Origin of the sequence: Streptococcus mitis (assembly GCF_003942995.1) — a bacterium.
In the GTDB taxonomy this organism is placed as follows: domain Bacteria; phylum Bacillota; class Bacilli; order Lactobacillales; family Streptococcaceae; genus Streptococcus; species Streptococcus mitis_CV.
Genome location: NZ_RJOH01000008.1, coordinates 1 through 12,517, shown reverse-complemented (window position 1 = coordinate 12,517; position 12,517 = coordinate 1). Strand labels below are relative to the sequence as shown.

At 41.5% G+C, this 12,517-nt stretch carries 16 protein-coding genes; 14 read left to right on the top strand and 2 right to left on the bottom strand.

Annotated features, from left to right (window positions below; all coding sequences use genetic code 11):
* Positions 1–26 precede the first annotated feature (26 nt).
* The 5 genes from D8836_RS06195 (at position 27) to D8836_RS06175 (ending at position 4,848) form a co-directional block, all read left to right on the top strand.
* Positions 27–704: a tRNA (adenine(22)-N(1))-methyltransferase gene (locus D8836_RS06195; protein ID WP_125393455.1), complete on the top strand. Its 678-nt coding sequence runs from the start codon at positions 27–29 to the stop codon at positions 702–704.
* On the top strand, positions 691–1,488 hold the full coding sequence (locus D8836_RS06190) for a Nif3-like dinuclear metal center hexameric protein (RefSeq protein WP_125393454.1): 798 nt from the start codon (positions 691–693) through the stop codon (positions 1,486–1,488). Before D8836_RS06195 ends, D8836_RS06190 begins: the two co-directional genes overlap by 14 nt.
* Positions 1,489–1,504: 16 nt before the next feature.
* Positions 1,505–2,608 (top strand): NAD(P)/FAD-dependent oxidoreductase, encoded by a 1,104-nt coding sequence (locus D8836_RS06185; protein ID WP_185761607.1) that lies wholly within the window; start codon positions 1,505–1,507, stop codon positions 2,606–2,608.
* 253 nt (positions 2,609–2,861) lie between these two features.
* Entirely contained in the window at positions 2,862–3,881 is a 1,020-nt protein-coding gene (gene galE, locus D8836_RS06180) for a UDP-glucose 4-epimerase GalE (RefSeq protein WP_125393452.1), read from the top strand.
* A 1-nt stretch (position 3,882) separates the two neighbouring features.
* Positions 3,883–4,848 (top strand): glycosyltransferase family 2 protein, encoded by a 966-nt coding sequence (locus D8836_RS06175; protein ID WP_125393451.1) that lies wholly within the window; start codon positions 3,883–3,885, stop codon positions 4,846–4,848.
* A gap of 57 nt (positions 4,849–4,905) precedes the next feature.
* Here D8836_RS06175 and D8836_RS06170 read toward each other — a convergent pair whose 3' ends face one another.
* Positions 4,906–5,103, bottom strand: coding sequence for a ferredoxin (locus tag D8836_RS06170; protein ID WP_004235080.1), 198 nt, complete (start codon positions 5,101–5,103; stop codon positions 4,906–4,908).
* Positions 5,104–5,148: 45 nt separating this feature from the next.
* On the opposite strand from D8836_RS06170, the gene D8836_RS06165 reads away from it, so the two are divergent.
* From D8836_RS06165 to D8836_RS06130, 8 genes are all read left to right on the top strand, one after another.
* On the top strand, positions 5,149–5,649 hold the full coding sequence (locus tag D8836_RS06165) for an SAG1386/EF1546 family surface-associated protein (protein ID WP_125393449.1): 501 nt from the start codon (positions 5,149–5,151) through the stop codon (positions 5,647–5,649).
* Between the two features lie 9 nt (positions 5,650–5,658).
* Positions 5,659–6,330, top strand: coding sequence for a (d)CMP kinase (cmk, locus tag D8836_RS06160; protein ID WP_033688358.1), 672 nt, complete (start codon positions 5,659–5,661; stop codon positions 6,328–6,330).
* 130 nt (positions 6,331–6,460) lie between these two features.
* Positions 6,461–6,799 (top strand): zinc ribbon domain-containing protein YjdM, encoded by a 339-nt coding sequence (locus D8836_RS06155; RefSeq protein WP_001061596.1) that lies wholly within the window; start codon positions 6,461–6,463, stop codon positions 6,797–6,799.
* Positions 6,800–6,801: 2 nt separating this feature from the next.
* Positions 6,802–7,431, top strand: a complete 630-nt coding sequence (locus D8836_RS06150) for a Pr6Pr family membrane protein (RefSeq protein ID WP_125393448.1) — start codon at positions 6,802–6,804, stop codon at positions 7,429–7,431.
* Positions 7,432–7,555: 124 nt separating this feature from the next.
* Positions 7,556–8,707, top strand: a complete 1,152-nt coding sequence (locus D8836_RS06145) for an MFS transporter (protein ID WP_000808692.1) — start codon at positions 7,556–7,558, stop codon at positions 8,705–8,707.
* Between the two features lie 98 nt (positions 8,708–8,805).
* Complete coding sequence (gene truA / locus D8836_RS06140; protein ID WP_125393447.1) at positions 8,806–9,555, top strand: tRNA pseudouridine(38-40) synthase TruA; 750 nt, start codon at positions 8,806–8,808, stop codon at positions 9,553–9,555.
* A complete protein-coding gene (locus D8836_RS06135; protein WP_125393446.1) occupies positions 9,545–10,318 on the top strand; it encodes a bifunctional hydroxymethylpyrimidine kinase/phosphomethylpyrimidine kinase in 774 nt (257 codons plus the stop codon). The genes truA and D8836_RS06135 overlap by 11 nt, the downstream gene beginning before the upstream one ends.
* Complete coding sequence (locus D8836_RS06130) at positions 10,296–10,757, top strand: ECF transporter S component (RefSeq protein ID WP_125393445.1); 462 nt, start codon at positions 10,296–10,298, stop codon at positions 10,755–10,757. Before D8836_RS06135 ends, D8836_RS06130 begins: the two co-directional genes overlap by 23 nt.
* 82 nt (positions 10,758–10,839) lie before the next feature.
* Here D8836_RS06130 and D8836_RS06125 read toward each other — a convergent pair.
* Positions 10,840–12,188, bottom strand: a protein-coding gene (locus D8836_RS06125; protein ID WP_125393496.1) for an IS3 family transposase whose coding sequence is annotated in 2 segments (ribosomal slippage) — positions 10,840–11,747 and positions 11,747–12,188 — 1,350 coding nt in all. Because the reading frame shifts where the segments join, the coding sequence is not laid out codon by codon here.
* Between the two features lie 231 nt (positions 12,189–12,419).
* On the opposite strand from D8836_RS06125, the gene D8836_RS06120 reads away from it, so the two are divergent.
* Positions 12,420–12,517 (top strand): transposase (locus D8836_RS06120; RefSeq protein ID WP_173233557.1); only part of this gene is annotated, 98 nt, incomplete at its 3' end.

The window sequence follows — 12,517 nt, the reverse complement described above, 5'->3', positions numbered from 1 at the left end:
TAACAGAGTTTGGAAAGTGAGAGAAGATGATTTCAAAGAGATTAGAATTAGTGGCTTCCTTTGTGCCACAGGGAGCAATTTTGCTAGATGTGGGAAGTGATCATGCTTATCTGCCTATCGACTTGGTCGAAAGAGGCCAAATCAAAAGTGCCATTGCAGGTGAGGTAGTGGAAGGCCCCTACCAGTCTGCGGTTAAAAATGTTGAGGCTCACGGTCTAAAGGAGAAAATCCAAGTTCGTTTAGCCAATGGCTTGGCAGCTTTTGAAGAGGCAGATCAGGTATCGGTCATCACTATTGCTGGCATGGGTGGTCGTTTGATTGCTAGGATTTTAGAAGAAGGCTTGGACAAGTTAGCTAATGTAGAACGATTTATCCTCCAGCCCAATAATCGTGAAGACGACTTGCGTATCTGGCTACAAGAGAATGGATTTCAGATTGTAGCTGAAAGCATCTTAGAAGAAGCTGGCAAGTTTTACGAGATTTTGGTGGTGGAAGCAGGACAAATGAAGCTATCAGCCAGTGATGTTCGCTTTGGACCTTTCTTGTCCAAAGAGGTCAGTCCAGTCTTTGTCCAAAAATGGCAAAAAGAAGCTGTTAAGCTAGAGTTTGCCCTCGGACAAATCCCAGAAAAAAATCTGGAGGAACGTCAAGTTCTAGTAGATAAAATTCAAGCCATCAAGGAGGTTCTCCATGCTAGCAAGTGAAGTAATTAACGCATATGAAGCCTTTTGTCCTCAGGAAATTTCCATGGAGGGAGACAGTCGTGGCCTGCAAATTGGAACTTTGAACAAGGATATTCAAAGTGTCATGGTTGCTCTGGATATTCGTGAAGAAACGGTGGCTGAAGCCATTGAAAAGGGTGTGGACTTGATTATTGTCAAGCACGCGCCGATTTTCCGTCCCATCAAGGATTTGGTAGCTAGCCATCCACAAAATCAGATTTACATTGATCTCATCAAGCATGACATCGCAGTTTATGTCAGCCATACCAATATTGACATCGTTGAAAATGGCCTTAATGACTGGTTCTGCCAGATGCTAGGCATTGAAGAGACGACTTATCTGCAGGAAACAGGTCCAGAACGTGGAATTGGACGTATTGGGAATGTTCCGACTCAGACATTTGGGGAATTGGCCCAACATGTCAAGCAAGTATTTGGCCTAGATAGTCTTCGAATGGTGCATTATCAAGAGAGAGATTTGCAGAAGCCTATTTCAAGAGTGGCCATCTGTGGTGGGAGCGGGCAGTCTTTCTATAAGGATGCTTTAGCTAAAGGAGCGGATGTCTATATCACTGGTGATATTTACTACCATACTGCTCAGGATATGCTGTCTGATGGTTTGTTGGCATTGGACCCAGGTCACTATATCGAAGTGCTTTTTGTGGAAAAAATCGCAGCACTCCTTAGTCAATGGAAAGAGGAAAAAGGCTGGGATATTGATATTGTACCTAGTCAAGCATCGACCAATCCTTTCCACCATATCTAGTTAGAAAGTGAAAACAATGAAAAAAGTTGCCATTATCGGAGTAGGGATTGTAGGTGCAACAGCTGCCTACTACCTCTCGAAAGAAAGTGACCTAGAGGTGACCGTTTTTGACCATGGACAGGGTCAGGCTACCAAGGCCGCAGCAGGAATTATCAGCCCCTGGTTTTCCAAACGCCGCAATAAGACCTGGTACAAAATGGCGCGCTTGGGGGCTGACTTTTATGTGGATTTATTAGCTGATTTAGAGAAGTCAGGACAAGAAATCGACTTTTACCAGCGTTCGGGAGTCTTTCTCCTGAAAAAGGATGAAACTAAGTTGGAAGAACTCTATCAACTAGCCCTCCAGCGTAGAGAAGAATCTCCCTTGATAGGGCAATTAGCCATTCTGGACCCAGCATCAGCTAATGAATTATTCCCTGGCTTGCAGGGATTTGCTCACTTGCTCTATGCTTCTGGTGGAGCGAGAGTAGATGGTCAACTCTTAGTGACTCGTTTGCTGGAAGCCAGTCACGTTAAGCTGGTCAAAGAAAAAGTGACTCTGACACCTTTAGCATCAGGTTACCAGATTGGCGAAGAGGTGTTTGAGCAAGTTATTTTGGCGACGGGAGCTTGGTTGGGGGACTTGTTAGAACCCTTGGGTTATGCTGTGGATGTCCGTCCTCAGAAAGGACAGCTCCGAGATTATCAGCTTGGCCAAGACATGGAAGCTTACCCTGTTGTTATGCCAGAAGGGGAATGGGATTTGATTCCTTTTGCAGGTGGAAAATTGTCCTTAGGTGCTACTCATGAAAATGACATGGGATTTGATTTGACGGTAGATGAAACCTTGCTCCAACAAATGGAGGAGGACGCCTTGCCTCACTACCCAACCTTGGCTAAGGCGATTTCTAGAGCTGAGCGTGTGGGAATCCGTGCCTATACCAGTGATTTCTCACCTTTCTTTGGGCAGGTGCCAGAATTGGCAGGTGTCTATGCTGCTAGTGGACTAGGTTCATCAGGCCTCACAACGGGTCCCATTATTGGTTACCATCTAGCCCAACTGATCCAAGGCAAGGAGTTGACCTTGGACCCTCTAAACTACCCAATTGAAAACTATGTCAAACGACTAAAAAGTGAATAATACTCAATGAAAATTAAAGAACAAACTAGGAAACTAGCCACGGGCTGCTCAAAGCACTGCTTTGAGGTTGTGGATAGAACTGACGAAGTCAGTAACATATATATGGCAAGGCGACGTTGACGTGGTTTGAAGAGATTTTCAAAGAGTATAAGCATTTTACTGAAATTTTATCCTACCCTCTAGGATGGCAAATGACATTCCCTATCAAAAATGGTAAAATAAGAAAAAATAATCCGAGAATCGAGGAAAGAAGATGCAAGAAAAGATTTTGGTAACGGGTGGAGCAGGTTTTATTGGAACCCACACAGTTATTGAGTTAATCCAAGCAGGTCATCAGGTTGTTGTGGTGGATAACCTTGTTAACAGCAACCGTAAAAGTTTAGAAGTTGTTGAAAGAATCGCAGGAGTTGAAGTACCTTTCTATGAGGCAGATATCCGTGACACCGATACCCTCAGAGATATTTTCAAGCAAGAAGAACCAACAGGGGTCATTCACTTTGCTGGCTTGAAGGCTGTTGGCGAATCAACACGTATCCCTCTTGCCTACTATGACAACAATATCGCAGGAACTGTCAGTCTTCTAAAAGCTATGGAAGAAAACAACTGTAAAAATATCATTTTCAGTTCTTCTGCGACAGTTTACGGAGATCCTCATACAGTGCCCATCTTGGAAGATTTCCCACTTTCAGTGACCAATCCATATGGCCGCACTAAGCTTATGCTTGAGGAAATTTTGACAGATATCTACAAGGCAGACTCAGAATGGAATGTGGTCTTACTTCGTTACTTTAACCCAATCGGAGCCCATGAGAGTGGTGATTTGGGAGAAAATCCAAACGGTATTCCAAACAATCTCTTGCCATATGTGACTCAAGTAGCAGTTGGGAAATTAGAACAAGTGCAAGTGTTTGGAGACGATTACGATACGGAAGATGGAACTGGTGTTCGTGATTATATCCACGTTGTCGATTTGGCTAAAGGTCACGTTGCAGCTCTACAAAAAATTCAAAAAGGTTCAGGCCTAAACGTTTATAACCTTGGAACAGGTAAAGGCTACTCAGTTCTTGAAATTATCCAAAACATGGAAAAAGCAGTGGGACGTCCAATTCCTTACCGCATCGTAGACCGCCGACCAGGGGATATCGCAGCCTGCTATTCAGATCCTGCAAAAGCCAAAGCAGAACTCGGCTGGGAAGCAGAATTAGGCATCACCCAAATGTGTGAAGACGCATGGCGTTGGCAAAGCAAGCATCCAAATGGATTTGAAGACTAAGATGGTGATGTCAATCATTGTCCCCTGTTTAAACGAAGAGGAAGTACTTCCTCTTTTTTATCAGGCTTTGGAAGCTTTACTTCCAGATTTGGAAACAGAAATTGAGTATGTCTTTGTCGATGATGGATCAAGTGATGGTACTTTGGAACTCTTAAAGGCCTATCGGGAGCAAAATCCGGCAGTGCATTATATTTCTTTCTCGCGAAATTTTGGCAAAGAAGCAGCCCTCTATGCAGGCTTACAATATGCGACAGGGGATTTGGTGGTGGTGATGGATGCAGACCTCCAAGATCCTCCTAGTATGTTGCTTGAGATGAAAGCCTTACTAGACCAGAATACAGACTTGGACTGTGTTGGGACCAGGAGAACTAGTCGGGAGGGAGAACCCTTCTTTCGCAGTTTCTGTGCTGATCTCTTTTACGGCTTCATGAAAAAAATCAGTCCAGTAGCCCTGCCATCAGGTGTTCGTGATTTTCGCATGATGAGAAGGTCTGTAGTCGATGCCATTTTAAGCTTGACTGAGTCCAATCGTTTTTCTAAGGGACTCTTTGCCTGGGTCGGCTTTAAAACTCACTATTTGGACTATCCAAATGTCGAAAGGCAGGCTGGCAAGACCAGTTGGAGTTTTAGGCAACTCTTTTTCTACTCTATTGAAGGGATTGTTAACTTTTCAGATTTTCCCTTGATTATCGCCTTTGTGGCTGGTCTCCTATCTTGTTTTATTTCTCTGCTTATGACCTTTTTTGTTGTGGTTCGGACCCTCATTTTGGGCAATCCGACATCAGGTTGGACCTCTCTGATGGCTGTTATTCTCTTTCTCGGAGGGATTCAACTCTTGACCATTGGGATTCTCGGCAAGTATATCAGTAAGATTTATCTAGAGACTAAAAAAAGACCACTTTATCTCGTCAAAGAAAAAAGTGACCTTCCTGATCTTACAGAAAAAAATAAAGAGAAAAGACTATAATTTTGCATGGAAATATGCTAAACTAGAAGGAGTGGAACGTTCTTATCGATGTTAGAGTTAATCTTTAATCAAGGCACGTGTCGGACAGTTTCTAACAGCTTCTACGACGTCCTGACTAGGAGAGATTTCTTTTTCTAGTTGGTCAGGGTCATCGTAAAAACGCACGATTCCATTATCGTGGTAATCAAATAATTCAGAATAAGTTTGGCAAAGACCACAGGCAATGCAGCGTTCAGGTATAAGTGTGATTTTCATATTTATATTGTAATAAGAAAAGTAAAAAAAAACAAGGAGTAAGGTATGGNAAAAGAACCGTGGCAAGAAGATATTTATGAGAATCAAGAAGAACAGACGAGAACGGAACGACGTCAACGTAATCAAAAAGGTACAGGCGTTGTTGCAAATCGTGTTTTGACGATTCTAGCTAGTCTCTTTTTCGTGATTGTTGTAGCAATGATAATAGTATTGATTTACCTTTCAAGCGGAGGGAGTAATCGCACAGCAGCCTTGAAAGATTTTTATGATTCATCTGCCCCTGCTTCAACTTCTGTAACAGAAGAATCTTCTTCTTCATCTAGCAAGACTGAAGAAGCAACTTCTACAGATAGCTCCTCTAGTGAGAGTCATTCCGAAGAACATGCTGCTAGTGAAGGAACAATTACAGTTCAGGCTGGTGAGGGTGAAGCTGTCTTGGCACAACGTGCAGGTATTTCAATTGCTCAATTAGAAGCATTGAATCCTGGACATATGGCTACAGGATCTTGGTTTGCAAATCCTGGAGATGTGATTAAGACTAGATAGGAGTCATAAATGAAGACGATTCAAATTGCTATCGATGGTCCAGCTTCAAGCGGTAAGAGTACGGTTGCTAAGATTATTGCTAAAGATTTTGGGTATACCTATCTAGATACAGGTGCCATGTATCGTGCGGCGACCTATATGGCTCTGAAACACCAGTTAGGAGTGGAAGAGATTGAGGAACTTTTAGCCTTATTGGACCAGCATCCAATCAGCTTTGGGCGTTCAGAAACTGGAGAACAGCTTGTCTTTGTAGGAGATGTGGATATTACCCATCCTATTCGTGAAAATCAAGTGACCAATCATGTTTCTGCTATTGCGGCAATTCCTGAAGTACGTGAGAAACTAGTTTCTCTTCAACAAGAGATTGCTCAGCAAGGTGGGATTGTCATGGATGGTCGCGATATTGGGACTGTTGTATTGCCACAAGCAGAATTGAAAATTTTTCTAGTAGCTTCTGTTGATGAAAGAGCAGAGCGTCGTTACAAGGAAAATATTGCCAAGGGAATTGAGACAGACCTTGAAACCCTAAAAGAGGAAATTGCTGCGCGTGACTACAAGGATAGCCATCGTGAGACTTCACCTCTCAAACAAGCAGAGGACGCTGTCTACCTTGATACAACTGGCTTGAACATTCAAGAAGTAGTTGAAAAAATCAAAGCAGAAGCTGAAAAAAGAATGTAGATGTAGAAAAGCCGATAGATTGATATCGGTTTTTTTCTAAATTTGTCAAAATGCTGATTTTAAGGTATAATAGTTGCTGTTCGAGAAATTTTGATTTTCAAAGAATAGTGAATGATGATAAGGAGAAACCATGAACAACCTACCAAATTGCCCAAAATGTAACTCAGAGTATGTCTACGAAGACGGTGCCCTACTGGTTTGCCCAGAGTGTGCTTATGAGTGGAATCCTGCTGAAGTTGCAGATGTAGAAGAGGGTCTTGTTGCTATCGATGCCAACGGAAATAAATTGGCTGACGGTGATACAGTAACTCTCATCAAGGACTTGAAAGTAAAAGGTGCGCCAAAAGATTTGAAACAAGGGACGCGCGTGAAAAATATCCGCATCGTAGAAGGCGACCACAATATCGACTGTAAAATTGATGGCTTTGGTGCCATGAAACTCAAATCAGAGTTTGTGAAGAAAATTTAAGCATGTCAAAACACTATAAACTTGTATTTTATAGCCGTATCTTCTTGTTTCTAGCGGCTTTTACGGGAGTTTATCTTGAGATCGCCAAGCATGGTGGATTTGGGATGCTGCTCTATTATACGGTTCTGTCCAACCTTTTAGTCGCGATTTTTACGCTCTATCTCCTAAAGGTTATGAGCCGTTTAGGTGAAAACTGGCAAAGATCAAGTCTCTTGCGCTTAAAAGGTGGAGTCACTATGAGTATCATGATTACCTGTGTGATTTACCATTTCCTCCTTGCGCCCATTGCGACTAATTTCTATACCCTAGAAAATTTCCTTTGCCACTATATCGTTCCCCTCTGGTTTTTAGCAGATACACTCTTTTTTGACAAACAGGGTCAATACAAAATCTGGGATCCAATTGTGTGGACGATTTTACCCTTGCTTTATATGATTTTTGCTCTTTTTAATGGCTTGGTACTGAAACTTGATGTTCCTAATTCTAAGGTCAGTCCCTTCCCTTACTTCTTTTTGAATGTGAACAAGGGTTGGAATGTTGTGTTTAAGTGGTGTCTGATTATCTTTGTTGCCTATATGGTAGCAGGATTTATCTTCTATTTTATTAAGCAAATCAAGAGAAAATCATCCTAAGACACAAGGGATTCATTTTTGAGTTTAAGAAGGAGTCTATACACTAAAGAGACTTCTTCTTTTCTTGCTTATTTGATAACTATCAAAAAAGTAGAAGATTAAGAGAAATATAGAAAGAGATTTCATGAAACAATTTTTAGAACGGGCCAGTATTTTGGCTCTCTCCCTCGTTTTGATTACATCCTTTTCCATCTCGAGTGCCCTGCCAGCCATGTTTGACTATTATCAAGGTTATCCTAAGGAACAAATTGAGCTCTTGGCGAGCTTGCCATCTTTTGGGATCATGATTATGTTACTACTAAATGGTTTTTTAGAAAAAATATTCCCTGAGCGTTTACAGATTAGTTTGGGCTTGCTGATTTTATCACTGAGCGGGACGGCTCCCTTCTGGTATCAAGCCTATCCCTTTGTCTTTGGAACAAGGATTCTTTTTGGTTTGGGTGTTGGGATGATTAATGCCAAGGCCATTTCTATTATCAGTGAACGTTATCAAGGAAAAACGCGAATTCAGATGTTAGGACTACGCGGTTCTGCAGAGGTCGTTGGGGCTTCTCTCATTACCTTGGCAGTCGGCCAATTGTTGGCCTTCGGTTGGACAGCTACTTTCTTAGCCTATAGTGCTGGATTTTTGGTGTTGACCCTCTATCTGCTCTTTGTCCCTTATGGAAAGGAAAAGAAAGAAGTCAAGAAAAAAACAAAGGAAGCAAGTCGCTTAACTCGGGAAATGAAGGGCTTGATTTTTATCCTAGCTATAGAAGCGGCAGTTGTAGTTTGTACCAATACGGCTATTACCATTCGTATTCCAAGTTTGATGGTGGAAAGAGGACTTGGAGATGCCCAGTTATCTAGTTTTGTTCTTAGTGTCATGCAGTTAATCGGGATTGTGGCTGGTGTGAGTTTTTCTTTCTTGATTTCTATCTTTAAAGAGAAATTGCTCCTCTGGTCAGGTATTACCTTTGGCTTAGGGCAAATTGTGATTGCCTTGTCTCCATCCTTGTGGGTGGTAGTGGCAGGGAGTATTCTGGCTGGTTTTGCCTATAGTGTCGCCTTGACGACGGTCTTTCAACTGGTCTCTGAACGAATTCCAGCTAAACTCCTCAATCAAGCGACTTCATTTGCTGTATTAGGCTGTAGTTTCGGAGCCTTTACGACCCCATTTGTTCTAGGTGCAATTGGGTTACTAACTCACAATGGCATGTTGGTCTTTGCCATTTTAGGCTCATGGTTGATTGTAACCTCTATCTTTGTCATGTACCTACTTCAAAAGAGAGCTTAGGATTGGTTTCCTAAGTTTTTCTTTCGGGATTTTTGTACCCATACAATATTTATTTTAGACCCTTGTTTACAGATTATTTTCTTGATAAAATAGAAGTTATGACAAGATATAAAGCAACTATTTCCTATGATGGTTACGCCTTTGCTGGTTTTCAGCGCCAGTCTCATGCGCGTAGTGTTCAGGAAGAAATTGAAAAAACCTTGACCAAGTTAAATAAAGGGCAAGCCATTACTGTTCACGGTGCTGGTAGGACAGATAGTGGGGTTCATGCTTTGGGACAGGTGCTTCATTTTGACCTACCTTATCAGATGGATGAGGAGAAGCTCCGTTTTGCTCTAGACACTCAGTCCCCTGAAGATATTGATGTGATTTCGATTGAGCTTGTGGCGGATGATTTTCATTGCCGTTATGCTAAGCATAGCAAGACCTATGAGTTTATTGTGGATAGAGGACGTCCCAAGAATCCTATGCGCCGTCACTATGCCACTCACTTTCCCTATCCACTCGATGTGGAACGCATGCAGATTGCAATCAAAAAGTTAGAGGGAACCCATGATTTTACCGGTTTTACAGCCTCTGGGACTAGTGTAGAGGATAAGGTTCGCACCATCACAGAAGCTAGTTTAGCAGTTGATGAGACAGGTCAGTTTTTGACCTTTACCTTTTCAGGAAATGGTTTCTTGTATAAGCAGATTCGCAATATGGTGGGGACACTGCTCAAAATCGGCAATAATCGCATGCCAGTAGAGCAGATTGACCTGATTTTGGAGAAAAAGGACAGGCAACTTGCAGGTCCCACTGCAGCACCTAATGGTTTGTATTTAAAGGAGATTCGTTATGAAGAATAATCGTATTTTAGCACTTTCTGGAAATGATATTTTTAGTGGAGGTGGCCTGTCAGCTGATTTGGCTACCTATACCTTGAACGGCTTGCATGGCTTTGTAGCAGTGACTTGTTTGACAGCCTTGACAGAAAAAGGATTTGAAGTCTTTCCAACTGACGATACCATTTTTCAACATGAATTAGATAGTTTGCGTGATGTGGAGTTTGGGGGAATTAAGATTGGTCTTTTACCAACTGTCAGCGTAGCTGAGAAGGCTTTGGACTTTATCAAGCAACGCCCAGGAGTTCCTGTGGTATTGGACCCTGTCTTGGTCTGCAAGGAAACACACGACGTAGCTGTAAGTGAACTCTGTCAAGAACTGATTCGTTTTTTCCCTTATGTTAGTGTGATTACGCCTAATCTTCCTGAAGCAGAATTACTAGCAGCTCAAGAGATTAAAACCCTTGAAGATATGAAAACTGCAGCACAGAAATTGCATGACTTAGGAGCGCCAGCAGTCATTATCAAGGGAGGCAATCGCCTTAGTCAGGACAAGGCTGTAGATGTCTTTTATGATGGACAGACCTTTACTATCCTAGAAAATCCAGTTATCCAAGGCCAAAATGCTGGTGCAGGTTGTACCTTTGCTTCCAGCATTGCCAGTCACCTAGTCAAAGGTGATGAACTTTTACCATCAGTAGAAAGCTCTAAGGCTTTCGTTTACCGTGCTATTGCACAAGCAGATCAGTATGGAGTAAGACAATATGAAGCAAACCAAAACAACTAAAATCGCCCTTGTATCCCTCTTAACCGCCCTCTCTGTGGTTCTAGGTTATTTCTTAAAAATTCCAACACCGACAGGCATTTTAACTCTTTTAGATGCGGGTGTCTTCTTTACGGCCTTCTACTTTGGTAGTCGTGAAGGGGCTGTAGTAGGAGGACTAGCAGGTTTCTTGATTGACCTCTTATCAGGCTATCCTCAGTGGATGTTCTTTAGCTTGGTCAACCATGGCTTGCAGGGATTTTTCGCAGGATTTAAAGGAAAAGGTCAGTGGCTAGGCCTTATCTTAGCAACTGTTGCCATGGTAGGGGGCTACGCCTTGGGTTCTACTTTGATGAATGGCTGGGCAGCAGCCCTACCAGAAATCCTACCAAATTTTATGCAAAATATGGTAGGGATGATTGTAGGATTTCTACTTTGTCAGGCTATTAAGAAGAATAAATAGCTGGGAAAAAGCCTTTAAAATCTGAAAAACGCATAATATCAGGTGTGCAAATGTACTGACCCCAAAAAGTTAGACAATTAATTTATCCAAAGGATTTAGTTCTGTATTGCACAGGGCTAAGTCCTTTTAGTTTTACCTTAATTCGTTTATTGTTGTAGTAATCAATATAGTCTACAATGGCTTGTTCCAATTGCTTAAGCGACTGAAATGACTTCTCATAACCATAAAACATCTCCGATTTCAGAATGCCAAAGAAGGACTCCATCATACCATTGTCGGGGCTGTTACCTTTACGTGACATGGATGCTTGAACTCCCTTACTCTCTAGGAACCGATGATAANAATCGTGTTGGTATTGCCATCCTTGNTCACTATGGAGAATNGTATTNTCGTANTGNTTCTCTGTGAATGCCTGTTTTAACATGCTCTTCACTTGTTCCAAGTTTGGTGAAGTAGACAGATGATAAGCGATGATTTCGCTGTTGAAACCATCTAAAACTGGTGATAAGTAAAGCTTTTGAGTACTTGCTGGAATGGCAAATTCTGTCACATCTGTGTAGCACTTTTCCATTGGTTTAGAACCTTCAAATTGACGTTGAATAAGGTTATCTGCCTTCTTGCCAACGTCTCCTTTATGAGAAGAATATTTTCGTTTCTGTCGCATTTTAGCTTGTAAATTGAGTACTTTCATCAAGCGTTGAACTCTTTTATGATTTACCAGATAACCACGATTTCTTAGTTCTAAATGAATCCGACGATAACCATAATTTTCCTTGTGTTCGGTAAAAATAGCTTGAATTTCAGCTTTAAGCTTTTGATCCTTATCTGGTTTGTCTAGCTGTTTCAAATGATAGTAGTAGGTCGAACGAGCGAGTTTAATGGTTTTTAGAAGAATATCTAACGAAAACTCAGTCATTAATTCTTGAACAATTTCTGTCTTTCTTCTTTCTCTTTTTCCTCCTTCAAGCGGAGTTCTCTCAACTTTTTTAGGACAGCATTCTCCGCTCTCAGGTACTCATTTTCTGCTTGAAGACGTTCTAATTCTGTCCTCTCTTCAGGTCTCGTTTTTGGCTTACGTCCCATTTTAGGTACTCTCCCTCTTGTTTTCTCAACAATAGTATACCCGTTTTTCTTGTATTGTGCTAGCCAATTAAGAAGTATCGTACGACTTGGGAGGCCGTATTCAAGAGAAACTCTATCTTTAGTCCAGCCTTCATGTAAGACTTTATGAATCATTTCTTGTTTGAAATCAGGAGAATAGTAACGATTTTTTCCTTTTTTAACGAACTCTATTCCGTAACGATCAATCAATTTAATCATGTACCTAATATTAGAATTGTTTATCCCAAATTTATTTGAAAGCTTCTCTAAGCTATATCCTTGTTTTCTAAGTTCATAGATCTGAACTTTATCATCATAAGTTAATTTCATAATAAAAATACCCCAAAAGTTAGATTTTTTCTGTCTAACTTTTGGGGTGCAGTTCAAAAAAACTTGATATTATGCGTTTTATTATGTGACTATTAGTCCGTCTCGCTCCGTTAGGTGCGAGACAAAACAACCACCCGCTATGCGGGTGCGCGTCGAAGGTTATACCAAAAAAACTCCGAACGCGATACAATAAAGGTGTTCAAGCCAATTGTAAAGCGAAAGGAGAAAAATATGGCACAAAAGGCTCATAGTTTATCGCACACAAAGTGGCACTGTAAGTATCACATTGTGTTCACCCCTAAGTATAGACGAAAAGTCATCTATAATCA